The sequence below is a fragment of the Corynebacterium axilliensis genome (assembly GCF_046097495.1).
Classification (GTDB): Bacteria; Actinomycetota; Actinomycetes; order Mycobacteriales; family Mycobacteriaceae; genus Corynebacterium.
In genome coordinates, this window is sequence record NZ_CP175766.1 from 1 (window position 1) to 17,600 (window position 17,600).

15 protein-coding genes and 1 pseudogene are annotated in these 17,600 nt (G+C 56.2%); 9 read left to right on the forward strand and 7 right to left on the reverse strand.

Features of this window, described 5'->3' with window-relative positions:
* Positions 1–1,196: 1,196 nt before the first annotated feature.
* From ACKFR8_RS00005 to ACKFR8_RS00025, 5 genes are all read left to right on the forward strand, one after another.
* A complete protein-coding gene (locus tag ACKFR8_RS00005) occupies positions 1,197–2,264 on the forward strand; it encodes a hypothetical protein (protein ID WP_408929508.1) in 1,068 nt (355 codons plus the stop codon).
* A gap of 122 nt (positions 2,265–2,386) precedes the next feature.
* Positions 2,387–2,608 (forward strand): ribbon-helix-helix domain-containing protein, encoded by a 222-nt coding sequence (locus tag ACKFR8_RS00010; protein WP_222702358.1) that lies wholly within the window; start codon positions 2,387–2,389, stop codon positions 2,606–2,608.
* Between the two features lie 129 nt (positions 2,609–2,737).
* A complete protein-coding gene (locus tag ACKFR8_RS00015) occupies positions 2,738–3,328 on the forward strand; it encodes a ParA family protein (RefSeq protein WP_208937155.1) in 591 nt (196 codons plus the stop codon).
* Complete coding sequence (locus ACKFR8_RS00020) at positions 3,325–3,591, forward strand: hypothetical protein (RefSeq protein WP_208937154.1); 267 nt, start codon at positions 3,325–3,327, stop codon at positions 3,589–3,591. The genes ACKFR8_RS00015 and ACKFR8_RS00020 overlap by 4 nt, the downstream gene beginning before the upstream one ends.
* Positions 3,592–3,980: 389 nt before the next feature.
* On the forward strand, positions 3,981–5,429 hold the full coding sequence (locus ACKFR8_RS00025) for a replication initiation protein (protein ID WP_208937153.1): 1,449 nt from the start codon (positions 3,981–3,983) through the stop codon (positions 5,427–5,429).
* A gap of 336 nt (positions 5,430–5,765) precedes the next feature.
* Here the strand turns inward: ACKFR8_RS00025 and ACKFR8_RS00030 are convergent, their stop codons facing one another.
* Together ACKFR8_RS00030 and ACKFR8_RS00035 are read right to left on the reverse strand one after the other, a co-directional pair.
* Positions 5,766–6,533 carry an ATP-binding protein gene (locus tag ACKFR8_RS00030; RefSeq protein WP_408929509.1) on the reverse strand — a complete coding sequence of 256 codons (768 nt, stop codon included), beginning with the start codon at positions 6,531–6,533 and terminating at the stop codon, positions 5,766–5,768.
* Between the two features lie 5 nt (positions 6,534–6,538).
* Positions 6,539–6,946, reverse strand: a complete 408-nt coding sequence (locus tag ACKFR8_RS00035; RefSeq protein ID WP_408929512.1) for a hypothetical protein — start codon at positions 6,944–6,946, stop codon at positions 6,539–6,541.
* Between ACKFR8_RS00035 and ACKFR8_RS00040 the strand changes: the two are divergent.
* Positions 6,898–7,095 (forward strand): annotated as a pseudogene (locus tag ACKFR8_RS00040) (Mu transposase domain-containing protein); the annotation flags it as partial. The gene ACKFR8_RS00035 and the pseudogene ACKFR8_RS00040 overlap by 49 nt on opposite strands.
* Here ACKFR8_RS00040 and istA read toward each other — a convergent pair.
* Entirely contained in the window at positions 7,009–8,178 is a 1,170-nt protein-coding gene (gene istA, locus ACKFR8_RS00045) for an IS21 family transposase (protein ID WP_408929510.1), read from the reverse strand. The pseudogene ACKFR8_RS00040 and the gene istA overlap by 87 nt on opposite strands.
* Positions 8,179–8,467: 289 nt before the next feature.
* On the opposite strand from istA, the gene ACKFR8_RS00050 reads away from it, so the two are divergent.
* Positions 8,468–9,475 carry a recombinase family protein gene (locus ACKFR8_RS00050; RefSeq protein ID WP_408929511.1) on the forward strand — a complete coding sequence of 336 codons (1,008 nt, stop codon included), beginning with the start codon at positions 8,468–8,470 and terminating at the stop codon, positions 9,473–9,475.
* On the opposite strand, the gene ACKFR8_RS00055 is transcribed toward ACKFR8_RS00050, so the two are convergent.
* The 3 genes from ACKFR8_RS00055 to arcD form a co-directional block, all read right to left on the reverse strand.
* Entirely contained in the window at positions 9,472–9,765 is a 294-nt protein-coding gene (locus ACKFR8_RS00055; protein ID WP_208937163.1) for a ribbon-helix-helix protein, CopG family, read from the reverse strand. The two genes, ACKFR8_RS00050 and ACKFR8_RS00055, sit on opposite strands and share 4 nt — an antisense overlap.
* Positions 9,766–10,063: 298 nt before the next feature.
* The gene (arcA, locus tag ACKFR8_RS00060) at positions 10,064–11,311 is read right to left on the reverse strand and encodes an arginine deiminase (protein WP_208937162.1); all 1,248 of its coding nucleotides are present in this window, start codon (positions 11,309–11,311) and stop codon (positions 10,064–10,066) included.
* A gap of 72 nt (positions 11,312–11,383) precedes the next feature.
* The gene (arcD, locus tag ACKFR8_RS00065; protein ID WP_222702359.1) at positions 11,384–12,880 is read right to left on the reverse strand and encodes an arginine-ornithine antiporter; all 1,497 of its coding nucleotides are present in this window, start codon (positions 12,878–12,880) and stop codon (positions 11,384–11,386) included.
* Positions 12,881–13,426: 546 nt separating this feature from the next.
* Between arcD and argS the strand changes: the two genes are divergently transcribed.
* Positions 13,427–15,073, forward strand: a complete 1,647-nt coding sequence (gene argS / locus ACKFR8_RS00070) for an arginine--tRNA ligase (protein WP_208937160.1) — start codon at positions 13,427–13,429, stop codon at positions 15,071–15,073.
* Positions 15,074–15,087: 14 nt separating this feature from the next.
* Positions 15,088–15,654 (forward strand): arginine repressor, encoded by a 567-nt coding sequence (locus ACKFR8_RS00075; protein ID WP_208937159.1) that lies wholly within the window; start codon positions 15,088–15,090, stop codon positions 15,652–15,654.
* Between the two features lie 632 nt (positions 15,655–16,286).
* Here ACKFR8_RS00075 and ACKFR8_RS00080 read toward each other — a convergent pair.
* Positions 16,287–17,503, reverse strand: a protein-coding gene (locus ACKFR8_RS00080; protein ID WP_408929507.1) for an IS3 family transposase whose coding sequence is annotated in 2 segments (ribosomal slippage) — positions 16,287–17,242 and positions 17,242–17,503 — 1,218 coding nt in all. Because the reading frame shifts where the segments join, the coding sequence is not laid out codon by codon here.
* Positions 17,504–17,600: the final 97 nt, after the last annotated feature.

Here is a 17,600-nt window from a genome sequence, read left to right on the forward strand (position 1 = left end):
CTCGCTACGAAGAAGCGAGCACCGAGCAGGCCACTGATCACGTAATCAACTTGGTTAATGAACATTGCCAGGACGTTGAATTAAGCCGCCCAGTGCTTACCGTTCCTCCGGCCGATGACACGCGGATAAGCACCGACGAAACAGACGAAATCGATTACAACTCCACCCGTATGATTCTGCTCGATTAAGGCGGCTTTTCTCTCCCTTACACATGTGCGGCAAGCAAACCCCTGCGTCTGACGACTCCGGGGCGGCCGCGTTGCGGCCGGCTTGCCAGGGAGGGCGCTACGCCCCTCCCCGGACCCCTCCGGGTGTGAACGTAACGGTGTTAAAAACCCGTTACGTTCACGGTTACGAGCACCAGGAGCCGAAGGACTGGTGCCACGGTGAGGGGTTTGCCACGTGAACTTTTACACGCGGCCCATCAGGGCCGCTTTTACGTCTCGTGGCGAAGAGCATAAGACTAATCCGACCACCTTCAGGTGGGCGGATTAGTGACAGCGGGTCACCGCTGTCAGTTGTGTCGGCTATGCCGACTGTCACCCCCTCCTCGGAGGGGGTGACACCACAACTCCTTATGCTCTTTTTGCTGATTTTGCTGCTTGCAGCTACATCCGTATTTTTCTAGGCGAAAACATATAGTGACCTGGGGGTTTCAATGCAGCATTGGAGTGGTTTTACTCCAATTTCAATGGATCATATGATCCATTGGCTTAAACCCCCAGGTCACAGAGGTGTTAATACCCTCATTGATTTCAGCGAGTGACGCAATGAGGTTATATGGGCATGTCTTCTTCTCCAGGACCATAAGCACCGCGTTGCCTATCGCGTTCTTGTGCGTAGTACGTGAGGGGGTTTGTGCCGTCGTGAACGAAGTTCACGACGGAGCCGACGAGCCGTAACCACGGTATTCACATTAGTCACACTATGACCTAAGCCACTAAATTTCCACCTAAGAGTTCAGACGGATTTTAATCCTGAAAACGACCCCACACGTTTCCTAACGCGCGCGGTCGGTGGGCTTGTCTGATGGACTGAAAGCCGGTGTCGGTGATGTCATCCTGACTCGTCGCAACGATGCAAAGTTGGTGACCAGCAACGGCGATGTCGTCCGCAATGGTCAACGCTGGGTCGTTGATTCCATCGGGAAAGACGGTTCCATTACAGCCCGACGGTGTGATGATGATTTAGCCACTGTGACACTAAACCGCGACTACCTCGATAAACACACCCAACTGGGCTACGCCGCTACTGGTCATAGTTCCCAAGGCGCGACCGTCGATGTCGCCCGTGTGGTGGCAGGGGTTGACAACCTGGACAAGGCCAGTGTCTATGTGCCGATGACTCGTGGGCGTGAGGGCAACTTCCTCTATATCGCCGAGACCCAGCCAGGGGACACCGAGACCGGCCACGGCCAGGTCAATCAGGTCGCACGGCGTGAGTCTGCCGAATACGCCCGCGACCTGCTGGTGTCCGCAGGAATGCGCGAGCAAGGAGATAAGACACCCCAGGCACTGTTTGGGCAAGCCAAGCAGGACTGGGAGCTGACCAAACTCGTCAACCAGCCTTCCCAAACGGACACCGATAACCCGTTTGTCGGCACCGAAATGGGCGAGTACATGCGCAGCTTTGCCGCTAAACGTGAAGCGCGCTTTGCTGACTTCCATGCCCGCGCCCAGGCCAACAACGCCGACGAGGTGCCCGAACCGGAATCAAGCAACGAGCACAGCGCTACACCGTCCAATGACGCCGTGGAGAGTATCGACGCCGAGATAGAACGGGTAAACAATCAGCTTGAGACACTGCGCGGTGAGTACGACCAGGCTAACCAGCAGGTTAAACAGCTCGGACAGCAGTATTCCAAGCAAGATGCTGTAGTGCGCGAGTTCGAGGACACGAAGAACTCGAGGGGCTTTTTCGGCAGGCTACGCCACGGCAACAATGACCAGGACCTCCTAGACGAAGCAATCAACGTGCGCGACAAGGTAGCTGCATCCTATGACCAGGCCGTGGATTATCGTGACAGCTTTACTGTTCCGATTCGCCAGCTTGAGACCGAGCTAGACGAACTGCGCTCCCAACGCAGCGACGAGCAGGGGCTACAGAACTCCCTGGACTTCCTCGACTCACTCGGTATTAGTTCCACGGCAGATGAAGCAATGGTGGCCCGTATCCGCCAGCAAGCCGCCGCAGATAGCGACTACGACAACGACCAAGACAACTGGCTCGATGACACCCCGGAGAACGACAGCCCGGAACTGTAGAAAATTTCGCTCGCCCTTGTGGACTCCGGACATATGGTAAACAATGTTTACGATAGGCAGGGGAAGGACTTACGTCAATGGTTCAAGGACCCCACCCCTCCGGGCGCGTGGTATCTGTACGTATGCCAGAGGACATCATTGAACGCCTAGACACACTGTGTGCTCGCACCGGACGCAGTCGTGGTTTCTACCTCAAGATGGCAGTAACAGCGATGCTGCCCCAATTGGAGGAATACCACTGGGAACACGTCGCTGCGGACTTCGAAGAAAAGAGCATTGAAAACGAGTTTTACCGAATCATGCTTGCTGGACTTTCTGCCGAGTCTGACGATAAAGAAAACTAAAAGCGCTATCTTCCTGCGATTTTACCTCTACAGATACCTGTAAAAATGTATTACTGTAAACCTGTAAAGCAGTATTTACTTAAACCTGTAAAGTGGTAGGGGCAATGATTTATCCACCTAGGAGAAGCCATGATCATTACCGCCATTAACGCCAAAGGTGGCGTTGGCAAGACCACCACAACGATGTTTCTTGCCACGGTTTTCGCCCACCGAGGAAAGACCGTGACCGTGACAGACCTAGACCGGCAGGGCTCGGCACTGGAATGGTCTGAGCGCGCAGAGGATGGAGGAAACCCCTTGCCGTTTGAGGTAGAACTCTCCATCCCCAAGCGCGTCGATAGGCAAGCAGCGCTCGTCGGAGACGATGAGTTCATGTTCATCGACGTGCCGCCAGGAGACGAGAACGCTATCGAATCAGCAATCGCAGTCAGCGACTTCATCATTCTTCCGACCCGTTCTGCTGCAGCCGACCTCTCCCGAGTATGGGAGCTGCGCGACGCAGTCAACGGAACACCACATGCAGTCTTACTGACGTTCGCCAGGAAAGGCACCAGCGCCCTTGACGCGGCACGAGAAGCGCTCGATGAAGAACACATGCCGCACTTTAAAACCGAAATCCCGCTACGCGAAGATATGCACCTAGCGTTCGGATACTGCCCAGGCCCCGACATGCACGGCTACGACCACGTCGCCGACGAACTCATGGAGATGATGAAATGAGCACCAGCAAAGAACGCGCCAGGGCGCAGCAAGGCCCGCGAACCTCGACAAAGAAAACCGCGAAGCTAACCCCAGCGGTAGAGAAGAAAACAGTGCGAAGCGCATTCCACCAACCCACAGGCCGCGACTACGTCAAGAAGATGACCATTGAAATCGACCGCGACCTTCACGCAGAACTCAAAGTCATCGCCGCCCAAAAAGGTGTGACCATCCGCGAGATTGTCAGCACCTACCTCGAAGAATACGTCCACAACAATAAATAAAGGTTTACAGCAATACAGGAATACAGGTTTATGGCACCTGTATTCCTGTATTGATGTATCCCTGTTGCTCTGGATAATTCGCCACCGTATGCGTAAATTTGCGCACGCGTGAGGGTAAATCAGCGCAGTCTGAACTGGGAAAAGTCCGCGTATTGGTAAATATGCGCAGACAGCCCTGTGCAGCTGAAACGCGGTTACGTATGTCTTGCCATATGTCTAGCCATACGTAACCGCAGGTAAAAGGTATATTTTTCGCGTGTCATGGCTAGTAAATAACACCGGTGTCATTTAGAGTCGGTGAAAGACAGTGAAAAACGAAGAAAGCCACCGGGCGGCAACCCGATGACTTTCGCTTATCACCCAGCACATCTCTGGGAGAAAGCACAGCCATGAGTTTACAGGCTTACGCGCAGAACGCGCATATTAAAACACCGACCCGTGTCGAGCCAGACCGCGGCGGGCTGGATAACACCCCAGCATCTGCCAGTGACCGCGACCTTTTACGCGAGCATCTAGGCCGCGATGTACTTCACGGTTCAGTCACACGAGACTTTAAAAAGGCCTATCGACGCAACGCTGACGGTACGAACTCGCCGCGTATGTATCGCTTCGAGACTGATGCTTTAGGACGGTGCGAGTACGCCATGCTCACCACCAAGCAGTACGCTGCCGTCCTAGTCGTAGACGTTGATCAAGTAGGTACCGCAGGCGGTGACCCCGCAGACTTAAACCCGTACGTTCGCGACGTGGTGCGCTCATTGATTACTCATAGCGTCGGGCCGGCCTGGGTGGGTATTAACCCAACTAACGGCAAAGCCCAGTTCATTTGGCTGATTGACCCCGTATACGCCGACCATGAGGGCAAATCTGCGCAGATGAAGTTGCTGGCTGCGACTACGCGCGTACTGGGTGAGCTTTTAGACCATGACCCGCACTTTGCCCATCGCTTTAGCCGAAACCCGTTCTACACAGGCAAGGCCCCTACCGCTTATCGTTGGTATAGGCAGCACAACCGGGTGATGCGTCTTGGAGACTTGATAAAGCAGGTGAGGGATATGGCAGGACAAGACCAGTTCAACCCCGCCCCACGTCAGCAGTTTAGCTCTGGCCGAGAACTCATTAACGCGGTCAAGACCCGCCGCGAGGAAGCCCAGGCGTTCAAAGCGCTTGCCCAGGACGTAGACGCGGAAATCGCCGGTGGACTCGACCAGTACGACCCGGAACTTATCGACGGTGTGCGTGTGCTCTGGATTGCCCAAGGCACCGCAGCACGCGACGAAACAGCCTTTAGGCATGCGCTTAAGACGGGACACCGTTTGCGCCAGCAAGGCCAACGCCTGACAGACGCAGCAATCATCGACGCCTATGAGCATGCCTACAACGTCGCGCACACACACGGCGGTGCAGGCCGCGACAACGAGATGCCGCCGATGCGCGACCGTCAAACCATGGCTAGGCGTGTGCGCGGGTATGTCACCCAGTCCAAGAGCGAGGCCTACAGCTGCTCTAGCGCACCCGGTAAAGCCACCAGTAGTGAGCGTAAAGCACTAGCCACCATGGGGCGTAGGGGCGGCAAGAAATCAGCAGAGCGCTGGAAAACAGACCCTGAGGGTAAATATGCGCAAGAACAACGAGAAGCTTTAGCAGCAGCAAATAAGCGCCGGTCTGTTCAAGGCCAAAGCACTCGTGGACGCGTTTTGTCTATCTATGCTCAGACTCTTTTTGATACCGGAAGTGCCCCGACCGCACGGCAAATAGCCGAGGAAATTGGATGCGAACGAAGCACTGTAGCTCGGCATATTTCTGCCCTAAAGAAAGCTGGTCTGATACAGCCTTAGGGTGTGAATGCCGTAAGCAATATACGGTTCCCCTGCCGCTAGGCAGTTATATAAAACCTCACTTGAAGAAAACCTTGAGGGAGCAGGGCAGCTTATATGCTTTTAACATGACTTCCTCTGCTCTCCTAGACCGTGCAATGTGAACTAATTACTCTGCATAAGCCAGGCTTTTAGTTCCTCCTCTGCGTGCTTACAACCACCTGGGTAGTTTTCGTTCAGCTCGTCAGCCACGGAGTCAAAGTGTTCAGAAGATTGAAATGGTAGCGGTGTGGTGAGTATCTGGTAGCGCCTGAGTGAGTATCCGGTAGCGGTGTCTCACTCAGGCGTTGTTGGTGGTTATGCGTGGGTGGTCAGTCTCATGTTTGGTCCTTCGAGTGTGATGATCTCGGCGCCGGAGACGAGTCGGTTGAGGATTGACTCGGAGATCACGGTGTCGGGGATGGACTTGTACCACTCCTGCGGGGTGAATTGTGAGGTCACAATTGTTGACACTTTGCCTTCACGCCCGGCGAGGATGTTGAGAATTTGGTGCGCGGTTGCGGCATTAATGGGTGTGGTGAGGAAGTCATCTAGGACCAGGACGTCGACGTCGTGGAGGTGTTGGATGAACTTCAGCCGTATGGGGTCATCGGGTTGTAGGACTGCTAGTTCGGCGGCGAGCATGTCGGTGCGGTAGAACCGTGCGGAGTAGTCGTTGCGGCATGCTGCTGTGATCAGTGCTTGGGCGAGGTAAGTTTTGCCGACTGAGGATTTGCCCAGGATGACAATGTTTTGGCCCAGGTGGCACCATTGTCCGTGAGCGAGTCTGCTGACTTGCTCGGGGTTGATGTTGCGGTCAGGTGTGCAGACCACGTTTTCAAGGCAAGCATCAAGGTTTGGCGATCGGGATGCTTTCAGCAGTTTGTTGATGCGTCGTTCACGCCTGGCCGCGACTTCTTTATCGAGTGCGTAAAGCACTTTTTGGGAAAACGTCCATGCGTCGAATGTGGGGTCGTTGGCGATGTCGATGACGCTTCTGCCGAAGGCAGTCATCCGCAGCGCGGTGAAGTCGGCCAGGACGGATTCATCAAGGAAGCGATCTGTTGGCGGGGTTGGTGATGACATGGGCTTTAGTTTCCTTTCTGAATGAGGTTGTCCATGCTGAACTGTTCTGCACCGCCGAGAAACGCGCCGGTGGTATCCCGGTCGGAGGGTGCTGTGCCGGTGGGCTGGTTGGTTGTGGTGCTGCGCGGGAGCTGGTCTAGACCGCGGGGCCGTGTGGCGTGTTCTTTGCGTACGACGGCCATCATGTTTTTGACCGCGGTATAGGACACCGCCCGTCGGCTGTCGTCGTTGGCGGTCAGGCGCTGGCATGCCTCTTCCAGGATTGGTTTGTTGCCGTGTTTGCCCATTGACAGAACGTTTCTGCAGGACTGGTATGCCTGGGCCGGGATGGCTTTCGCCGCGATGAGTTCTTCGATGACCTTGCGTGTTGCCGGGCCGGTTTCGCTGGCTTCACGGTCCTGACCTGCCGACAACCCCGTGGCAACACACCGAGTGGAAGCGCGCGAAAGTGGCCCCAGATTTCCATATCACGGTTTCAACCGTGCGCTACTCCGTCCCACACCAGCTTGTTGGCCGCACTGTCGATGTACGCATCACCGGGCAAGTCTTGACCGTCTTTGACCAGGGAACAACCGTGGCAACCCACCGGGTTTCGCAAAAGCGTGGGGCCTATGTCACTGACTATGAGCACATTCCATCTGGAATGGACTCCACCCGTGGACTGTGGACAAGCGACTACTTTTAGAGCAAGGAGATGTTGCTCGTGTTCTTCAAAGAGATCCCTGCGGCTTGACTGCTGACTGCGAAACGGCACGGAGGTATTGATCGCGTCGACTAAGCCCACAATCTTTCCGTTGAGCTCGTCTAAGTCAACACACTGGTGGCCATCGAGCGCGTGGATGACTTTGTGCGTGACGATCTTTACCGCAGCTTCCACATTCGCTTTATCCTTCGGCCGACGCGCACGAGTGGGAAGTGCTGCTGTGTTGTAGTGCTCCAAGAACTGCTGGTAGGTGTCGTTGACCTTCCGATTCCTATCGGCAGTGCTGATCGCGTTCGACGCCGTCGATGCGTTATCGGGTACAACAACCTGGCAGACCCCGCCGAAGTAGTCAAACGCTTGGCGGTGGGCATCAAGCCAGGACTGCTGCCGCTGGTCAACACACGCACAGGCAAACAGCATCCCTGAATACGGCAGCGAGGCGACGAAAATGCTGACTTTCTCACCCGGTGTGCCGGAAGGGTCGTACAGGCGCATTCTGGTCCCTGCCCAATCCACCTGCATCGTATGCCCTGGTGCGTGAGTGATCCGGGCGGTCAGCCCGGCCGCATCGACATGGGAGGCAACCAGCTGGCGGAACCGGTCGTAGCTGTAGTGCCGCTGGCCCGGCTGGGCGGGGGTGGTAGTGTAGCGAGCCCACAATACTTGCAGTGTCTGCTTCGCACGCCCTGTGCGTGCTTTAACGACCGCGTCAAAGTCAATCGGGACGAATTCGCCTTGCCCGCTGGTGCGTTTATCAACGAATATCTCATCCAGCTCGTCATTCGTCAACGCCGCGACCTGCTGGGCAGTGGTCAGGCCAAGGCTTCGCAGCGCTTGGTTCGCTCGGGAAATCGCGCGGTGCGAGCACCCGAGCTGGTCTTCAATCTGGCGGTAAGAACGCTTCCCTAAAAGCAGCGCCATCACCGCACGGTAATCCGTCATCAGCGGACTCCTTCCAGTACACGCCGCACCCGGATGGTGCGACTACCGGAAGTATCATCCCGAGCGCCCTGAGCTGCTACCAGATACTCACTAAAGCGCTACCAGATAGTCACGACACTGCTACCAAATAGCCGGTCGCAACATCAAAGATTTTCTTAGCGATAGCCTCAGCATGGTCAGGTTGAAGCTGCCCTCTTAAATCATTTAAGGGGGCAGAGAGAGTGGCATAAGGGTTTTGTCTCAGCGGCTAGGGACTTTGCTTGAGGTCAGTGGTCGGCCGAAGCAGATTGTGGAGATTGTGCGGCTCGGCTCGAAGCAGGCTCGTATCCGTGAGTCGTACTACATGCCTGGCGACACTAAATATGTCGAGACGAAAGTGCCGCGTGATCGGGTAATCGAGGATGGTGGCGAGGCCTACCGCAGGCAGGGAAAGTCCAAGTGTGCGACGTACCTTGATCTGATGGGGGAGCCGTCTGCGATGGTTAAGGTTGTTCGCGCCTACAGGCGAAAGTCGGTAGTCCGATTCTTCGAGGGCGAGCAGCGCTTCCCGGAGACTGGCGGTTGGGGAAGAGAAGAAGATGTAGAAACCCGCAACCTGCTTTGGGACGCCGGTAAGTCGTGGGGAAAGCGCCCATCGAAACTTGTCGAGCAGGAAGAGAAAGCAGCGGCGCGCGCTAGTTCCGAAGCGACGCCTGCGTTTACCGAACCGAGCAGGGAGGCACCACAGTCTTCGGTCACTGTTTCCTATATGCGTGTTTCTAGCCAGGGGCAACGCCTCGACCGTCAGGCCGAGGAAATCTACCGGGAAGTAGGCACACCGGATAAAGAATTCACGGACAAGGTATCGGCGGCAGGTCACGCTGATCGTCCGGGACTTGATGCTTGCCTGGACTATCTCCGGGCGGGTGATGTTCTCGTTGTGGCAAGTATCGACCGGCTTGCCCGGTCGATGGTGGATCTGCGTCGCATTGTTGATGCGGTTGTCGATAAAAGCGCACAGGTGCGGTTTGTTAAAGAGTCGCTGGTGTTTGGGGCAGGGAGTGATCCGCGCTCTGATCTGATGCTTGGCATCCTTGGCTCGCTGGCTGAATTCGAGCGGGCCATTATTCGTGAGCGCCAGGCGGAGGGGATCGCCGCGGCGAAAAAGCGCGGCGTTTACAAGGGGCGGAAACCCTCCCTGAGCCGCTCGCAGATTGACCAAGCGCGGCAACTTAAAAGCGAGGGTGTTGCCGTGACAGAAATCGCGCGACGGTTAGGTGTGCACCGCTCGACGATCTACCGGGCGTTGGCCGACTAGTCCTTGTTGTCGCGCTCTCGATCTTCTTGGAGCGCCTGCTCCATAAAACCGAGCGTGATTTCCTCGAACGCATCTTTGATAGCGAGACGCTCGTAGTTGGCAGCGACTTGTTCCCAGTGAATCGTTTCGAGATGTGGAAGTGCGGCCCATAGCGCCATGCGGAGATAGGTGCCTCGGCTTCGCCTAGTGCGTGCGGCGAGTGCGTCGAGGCGTTCGGCTAACTCGGGTTCAACGCGAACGGAGATCACCGGCCCGCGTCCCACCCAGTGTTTCTGTTTACGCGTAGCCATGACTTCACTCCTTGCCTGACGTGACTTTCGCGGTAGTCCGTAAACGATGTTTACATAATGGCGTCAGAAGCACAGGGCAGTTTTCGCGTGTGGTCTCCCGCCCTTTTGTAAAACTTGTTTACACATGGTGCCGGGGTGGCGCTGGCGCGAAAGGCTTCGCCTTCCTTGCCCTCTGATTTCTATCGCCTCTACCGCCAACCTCGGACGCCATACCCGCGCCCGAGGTTCCGTGAAGCGATCCCGCATCCCACCGTAACCCTGTCCGTAGACAGAAAAAGTAGATCCTTGGGACGGTCTTTTAGTATTCGACCGGGTCACGCAGGATTGGGCAGGTCATGCAGTGACCACCACCGCGGCCTCGCCCGAGTTCGGAAGAGCCGATCTCGATGACCTCGACACCAGCATCGCGCAAGAGTTTGTTGGTGTGGAGGTTGCGATCGTAGCCAATGACCACACCCGGCTCGAGGGCGACGACGTTATTCGCGTCATCCCACTGCTCGCGCTCGGTGGCATAAGAGTTGCCACCCGTCGGGATAACCTTCAGTTCTTTGAGGTTAAGGGCCTTGGCAACGACGTCGTTCCAGTGATCGGACTCGGCGGTGACATCGAGCTCGCCACTATCACCCGGCCGGACGGTGATCGGTTGAATGGTGTCCACCACGTCTTTGAATACGGTGATCTTGTCCATGTCAAGGAAGCTGAATACAGTGTCGAGGTGCATGGATGCGCGATTCGGTGCCATGCCGGCGACGAGAACACGCTCAGCTGCGCCCTTCTCGAATAGGTTCTTCGACAGCTGGGAGATAGCCTGCCACGAGGAACGCTCGCCCATGCCGACTAGGACAGTGCCGTTACCGACAGGCATGATGTCGCCGCCCTCGAGGGTGGCCAGGCCGTGAGCTTTGTCGGAACCTCCGTACCAAATTTCGAAATCGGCCACAGCGAAGTCTGGGTGGAAACGGTAAATAGCCTCTTCCAACATAGTTTCCTGTTGGCGAGCGGGCCAGAACATCGGGTTCAAAGTGACGCCGCCGAAGATCCAGGCGGATGTGTCGCGGGTGAACTGCGTGTTGGGTAGCGGGTTGGTGAGGAACTGGGAGCCACTGTGGGCTTTCGCAAGCGCCGAGGTGACCGCGCCATCGAAATCGGACGGGATGTCTTGGAAAGCGATACCACCGATGAGAAACTTGGCCAGCTGGATGCTGTCCATCTCGGACAACCAAGCGCGCAGCTCTCCGTCGACACCTGCGCCGACTAGGTTGGCGGACATCTTGCGCTCGAGGATCCACTCGCGAGCCTCGGGTACGGCCACGGTTTCCTCGAGAAGCTTATGAAGTTCGAGGACGTTTACGCCGCGGTCGCGCATCTGCTGCTGGAAGTTGCGGTGGTCTTCGCGGGCCTTCTCCACCCAGAGGACGTCGTCGAACAACAGGGAAGCCGAGTTAGTTGGCGTGAGCCTCTCGTGGGCGAGGCCCGGTTCGCACACCATGACGGTGCGCAGCTTGCCAACCTCAGACCAGGCACCAACGGAGAACTTTTCAGACATTGTTATTCCTTTCAAATGTGGACCGTGCGGGGTGGTTCGGGTTTCGTTCAGGTTCCGCGCGGTAAGAGTGGGTTAGAGCAGGGAGATGGCGCCGTTTGATAGGCCATAGACTGCGTAGGCGGCTCCAAGAACGAGGACTGCCAGGATAATGTACTCGAAGGGTTTGAGGTACGGGCGTTGGCCGTTTTCTTTCTTCGCCCAGATGTAGACAATGATGCCGGGCAAATAGAGCAGGGTTGCCAGTGCCAAATTGCCAAGACCTGCCGCGTAGATGAGCCAGAAACCGTAGAGCGTGGCGATGATCGAGACCGTCAGGTCCTTGGCGCGGCCCCGCGCCATGTCACCGGTGTAAGTCTCACCCCGGCTGGTGACGAGAAGGGCGTAGAGCGCCGACAGGAGGTAAGGAACCAGGATCAGTGCTGCCGAGAAAGTGGCCATCACGTAGTACACATTTGAGGACAGCATTGTTGCCAGCAAGACAACCTGGGTCACGATGTTGGTAACTAACAGGGCGTTCGCGGGGGCATCGTTCTCGTTGAGCCGGCCGAAAAAGGATGGCATCGTCCCGTCGGTTCCTGGGATTTGCATTGTCTCACCGCAGAGTAGAATCCAGGCGAGCAGAGCGCCGAGTACCGAGATGATTACGGCAATGCTGACGAACCAGACACCCCAGGGGCCGACGATCTCGGCGAGTACGTCACCCATGGAGGCATCGGGAAGTTCTGCGATTTCTGCGCGCTGCATGATGCCGAGCGACAGCAAATTGACTAGGACAAGCACGGCGAGGACGAATATGAAGCCAACGATTGTGGCGGTACCGACGTCCTTGCGATTACGGGCGCGCTTGGAGTAAATGGAGGCACCCTCGATGCCGATGAAGACCCATACCGTGACGAGCATCATGTTCCTCGTTTGGTCGACGATGCTACCCAGGCCGGACTGCTCTCCCCAGAAGTCGAAGACGAACAGGTCGTAGTGGAACCCAAAAGCGGCGATGGCGATGAAGGCGAAGATCGGGACGATCTTGGCGATAGTGGTAATGGTATTGATCAGCGTCGCGGTCTGTATACCTTTGATGATAAGCAAGTGGTTCAGCCACAGCAGAACCGAAGCGACGATGATGGCGGGCAGAGTGTTTCCACCCTCGAAAATGGGGAGAAATTTGCCAATGGTCGACATCAGCAGCACGAGGTAACCGACGTTGCCGATCAAGGCGGATAGCCAGTAACCCCACGCTGAGTTGAATCCCATGTAATCGCCAAAACCGGCTCGGGCGTAGGCGTATACGCCGTTGTCGAGCTCAGGTTTGCGGTTAGCAAGAAACTGGTAGACGAAGGCGAGACAGATCATGCCGATGCCGGTGATGATCCAGCCGATGATGATCGGGCCAGCGGCGGCAGAGGCCGCAATGTTTTGTGGTAGCGAAAAGACGCCACCGCCAATCATGGACCCTACAACGAGGCCGATCAGGGCGAGCAGGGAGAGCTTGCCGCTGTCGGGACCAGTGTCCCCGGCAGCACCGGGTGAGGCGCCTCCGGTACTCGGGGCATCCACTTTGGATGATGGCATGGGAATCCTTTCCAAGAAGGCTTGCCACTTGCATCGCCCGCTCCACGGATCCATACATCGGCCATCACGCTTTTATGCGTTCGGTGCAAGTTAAATTTTCTGACATCACGAATGCTACATGCACTGAGTGAGTCTCGCACCGCTGTTGTTCTTGGATATCTCTCTAGCTACAGTTTTCGCAGCAATGAGTAAATGCAACCGTAAATATTCACCGAAGTATGAAAGTGAGTGTATATTTTTGGTCTCAATAGTCCGCGCCGACCATGACTGTCGGCTTGGGGGATTGCATTTTATTGAAGTTATCCAATCATTGGGCAACTAAGGTGCGATAGTTCACAGCTCGCCCTGTCGGCAATCTCTTCTACCCGCGTGTGGGGGTGAAGGGGATGCTCCGCGACTGTTTGCATAAGGTGCAACCCCTTCGCGGCTTGGCGAGCCTCTTGGGGTAGGTGAAGGGAGGTGCTTCCGCGACTACCCGAAGCTAGGCTACGTAAAATATTAAGTTCCCTCACTTAAATGCGGAAGGGCGGATGCTAGCATGACGGCATGACCCCTAACCAGTTGAGCAGTTTCGTTTATTCGAGCGCGCAAGATGTCTTTACGCAGCATAACTTGGATAATCTGCTCATTCCGGCGGAACCCGTTATCGAACGTCCGAAAAATCCAGACCACGGGGATTACGCCACCAACCTTGCCCTGCAGCTTGGGAAGCGCACTGGTGTAGCTCCCCGCGATCTCGCGCAGTGGCTGGCGGACTCCCTCAACCATCACCCGGAGATCGCCGAAGCCTCAGTCGCCGGTCCGGGGTTCATCAACATACGTTTGTCTTCTGCGGCGCAGGGTAGTTTGATCAGCGATGTCATCGTTTCCGGTGACTCTTACGGCGATAGTGACACCTATTCTGGTATTACGGTCAATCTTGAGTTCGTCTCTGCAAACCCGACTGGCCCGATTCACATTGGTGGCACCCGCTGGGCCGCAGTGGGCGACTCCCTCGGACGTGTCTTAGAGGCTAACGGCGCTGAAGTCACCCGTGAGTACTACTTCAATGATCACGGTGAGCAGATCGATCGTTTCGCCCGTTCACTACTCGCTGCCGCAAAAGGTGAGCCCACCCCGGAGGATGGTTACGGAGGTGAGTACATAAACGACATCGCTGGTGAGATTCTCGCACACTATCCGAATGCTCTGGGGAAGAGCGACGCGCAGGAGTTCTTCCGTTCTCACGGTGTAGATATGATGTTCGAACACATCAAGAAGTCGTTACACGATTTTGGTACAGACTTCGATGTCTATTTCCACGAGAACTCGTTGTTCGAGTCCGGGGCGGTGGAACGCTCTATTGAAAAGTTGAAACAGAATGGCTACTTCTACGAGCAGGACGGTGCCTGGTGGCTGAAGTCCACCGATTTCGGGGACGATCGCGATCGTGTAGTGATTAAGTCTGATGGTAATGCCGCCTACATCGCCGGGGATATCGCCTACATTGAAGACAAGATTGGCCGTGGCCACGATCTGTGCATTTACATGCTGGGTGCGGATCACCACGGCTACGTTTCTCGCCTGAAGGCCGCCGCCGGTGCGTTAGGTTATGACCCTGACACCATCGAAGTGCTCATTGGCCAGATGGTCAATCTGCTTAAAGATGGTCAGGCTGTGCGCATGTCTAAGCGTGCGGGCACTGTAATTACCCTCGACGATCTCGTTGATGCCGTCGGTGTCGACGGAGCGCGCTACGCTCTTGTCCGCTCGTCCACCGATACCACGCTGGACATTGACATCGCGGTATGGGCATCCAAGTCAAATGGTAACCCGATCTATTATGTCCAGTATGCGTACACGCGCCTGAACTCTCTTAAGGAGAAGGCCGCCAGACTCGGTGTGAGCTTCGAGGGGGCGGACTACTCCCTGCTTAGCACTGAGCTTGATGGCGAGTTGATCCGCACCATCGCCGAGTTTCCGAAGGTGAACAAGGCTGCCGCGGCGTTACGAGAGCCGCACCGCGTAGCTCGTTACTGTGAGGAACTAGCTGGTGTGATCCACCGCTTCTATGCCCACAACCCGATCTTGCCCAAGGCGGGCGGGGAAGAACAGCCGATCCACAAAGCGCGTCTCGGTCTAGTTGAGGCCGCGTGGCTGACTCTGTCTAAGGGGTTGCACCTGTGCGGCGTGAGCGCGCCGGATCATATGTAGGAGATCGGACGCCGATGAACGAAGACATCACACGCCCAATCCGGCACTACCGCATCACGGCGATCCTCAACCGTAAGCGCGTCAACAGTCAGAATCAGCTCATGTCTTTGTTGGAGAAGGAGGGCATCTCGGTCACCCAGGCGACGCTGTCGCGTGACCTCAACGAATTAGGCGCGAAAAAGATGCGTCCACTCGAGGGGCCCGCGTATTACGTGGTCGATGATGTCCACCCAGCTGGGTTGTCAGCCGACCCGGGGCTGCGGGGCCGGCTGCGGCGTCTCTTGAAGACTATTGCTGTGTCGATGGTGGAGACCGATGCCGGTGTCTTTATCCGTACCCCACCGGGGGGCGCTCAGTACCTCGCTTCCGTCATTGACCTGTCGGGGCAGCCAGAAATCCTGGGTTCTATTGCCGGTGACGACACAATCTTGGTTTTTGCGAAGAAGCCATTCACCATCAGTGAGTTGCTCCTGCTGCTCACCGAACTGGCCGGATTTACCAACGGGCAGAACCCTGTGCGCCCAGACGACTTGCTAGACGAAGGGCGCGCGTCTTCCCCCGCCACACCAACCGATAAGTGAAGTGTCCCCTTATGGGCAGCTTCTACAAGGGAGGGGTGGAATCATGCTTCTAGGTCTCGTCAGGGGTGGCTGCTAGCGTTAGTGCTGGTTCACAATCACGCCCCGCCACCTGTGGTGGGGTGTGGGCGTGACTTCCTCGTCGGTGCGCGGTGTGGCCCGCGCGTGACGTGGGCTGTCCCGCGCGCCCTTTTTCAGGCGAGTGGACAACCCTACGACGCAAGGGGAGGTAGACAATGGGTAAGCACTCATTGGATACACCCGGTCGCAAAAGAAAAGACCTTGACGCCACGAAGCTTAAGCGGCTCGATGTGGCAATCAAGGTCATAACACTTGCGACCGTAACAGTGAAGCTCATTGCGGTGATGCTTCACGTGGGTCTTTAGGCCCGAGGGTCTCAACCGAGTACCAGTCGGTTGGGGCCCTTTTTATTGTGCAGCCGCAATTCAAAGGTGAACTGTGCTGTCGTATTTTAGGCTAATGCGCGCGCGGGGGTTTCGCAATACTCCCACACTAAGCCCGTAGACCCGTTTCCTACTACAGGCGGAAAGCTGTGCAGCCGCGTACCGTGTGGGAAAAGATAACTTAGTGGGGTTGCCCGCAAATCGTGGACACGTAGTGGAGCTACCTAGTGGTTAGGCAGCTATTTCTTTTCTGCTGGTGGTTAGACCAATGTGGTTCTCGAAGTCGACGGGGCTTGCCATCCCGAGTGCGGAGTGTCGGCGCCGGCGGTTGTAGACGACTTCAATCCAGTAGGCAACGGCCTTGCGTGCGGCATCACGGGTCGCCCAGCGTTTACGGTCGTAGAACTCGGTTTTAAGCGTTGACCAGAATGACTCGGCCATCGCGTTATCGAAGCACACACCGGTACGCCCTACGGACTGAGCAATGCCCAGGTTGCGGCAAACTTCCCAGAGCTTCTCGCTGGTAAATTGCGTTCCGCGGTCAGCGTGAAACACTAGCCCGTCAGGCACGTCACCGCGCAGCGTATGCGCCATTCGCAGGGCCCGTTCGACCAGGTATGTATCTTGAACGCTATCCATAGCCCAGCCCAGTACCCTGCGGGAATGGCCATCGCGTACCGCGCACAAGTACAACCAGCCTTCAGCAGTGCGCAGGTAGGTAATATCTGACATCCATACTCGGTTGAGCTCACCAGTATCAAACATGCGCTTGACCAGGTCAGGAAGCGTGGACTTACGCTTGGCTTGGATCGTTGTCACTGGAACAAAGGCCCGCGGTGAAATCCCTTCAATGCCCATCATGCGCATCCGTTTAGCCACAGTCTTACGGTTAAGCGCAATGTGGTAGCGCTCGGTAAGTTCTGCGGTAATCCGCGGAGCACCATAAACCTCATCGGAGTCCGACCAAATCTGATGAATCTTGCGGTCAACATCATCGTAAAAAGCTGCGCGATCATCGTCGCCGGATAGTCGCTTCTGCTGCGTATGGGTCCATTTGTAGTATCCAGACCGAGACACTTTTAAAAGCCGTGCCATGCGTTTGATGCTGTAGTTCGCCTTCTCCTGCTGCATCAATTCGAACTTTTCTGCTCGCGTTGCTTCGCAGCGAAGAAGGCTGTCGCTTTTGACAAAAACTCATTATCCATCTTGGCTTCCGCCAGCTCCCGGCGCAGACGAGCATTCTCAGCACGAAGATCAGCCTCGCTCATCCCATCTGATGCTCCACGGCGCTCACGCTCGAGTTTGACCCACCTGCCCAAAATTGTGGCTGATACGCCAATCTCCTTAGCCACATGAGCAATCGGGCGCCCAGACTCGATTACCAGGTTCGCGGCTTCACGCCGATACTCCGGCGTGTACTTCTTGCGCTGTTGACTCACAATGAACATCCTCTCCTACGGACACAAGATCCGCACAAATAGGGTGTCCACTACTCGAGGGTAACCTCATTAGTTCATCGCACAAGAATGAATTACGGTGCCGGTG

Excerpts from the sequence above, each read along its gene's own strand:
- ACKFR8_RS00010 (WP_222702358.1), top strand. The coding sequence starts at position 2,387 with ATGCCAGAGGACATCATTGAACGCCTAGACACACTGTGTGCTCGCACC.
- ACKFR8_RS00015 (WP_208937155.1), top strand. The coding sequence starts at position 2,738 with ATGATCATTACCGCCATTAACGCCAAAGGTGGCGTTGGCAAGACCACC.
- ACKFR8_RS00020 (WP_208937154.1), top strand. The coding sequence starts at position 3,325 with ATGAGCACCAGCAAAGAACGCGCCAGGGCGCAGCAAGGCCCGCGAACC.
- ACKFR8_RS00025 (WP_208937153.1), top strand. The coding sequence starts at position 3,981 with ATGAGTTTACAGGCTTACGCGCAGAACGCGCATATTAAAACACCGACC.
- ACKFR8_RS00030 (WP_408929509.1), bottom strand. The coding sequence starts at position 6,533 with ATGTCATCACCAACCCCGCCAACAGATCGCTTCCTTGATGAATCCGTC.
- istA (WP_408929510.1), bottom strand. The coding sequence starts at position 8,178 with ATGACGGATTACCGTGCGGTGATGGCGCTGCTTTTAGGGAAGCGTTCT.
- ACKFR8_RS00055 (WP_208937163.1), bottom strand. The coding sequence starts at position 9,765 with ATGGCTACGCGTAAACAGAAACACTGGGTGGGACGCGGGCCGGTGATC.
- arcA (WP_208937162.1), bottom strand. The coding sequence starts at position 11,311 with ATGTCTGAAAAGTTCTCCGTTGGTGCCTGGTCTGAGGTTGGCAAGCTG.
- arcD (WP_222702359.1), bottom strand. The coding sequence starts at position 12,880 with ATGCCATCATCCAAAGTGGATGCCCCGAGTACCGGAGGCGCCTCACCC.
- argS (WP_208937160.1), top strand. The coding sequence starts at position 13,427 with ATGACCCCTAACCAGTTGAGCAGTTTCGTTTATTCGAGCGCGCAAGAT.
- ACKFR8_RS00075 (WP_208937159.1), top strand. The coding sequence starts at position 15,088 with ATGAACGAAGACATCACACGCCCAATCCGGCACTACCGCATCACGGCG.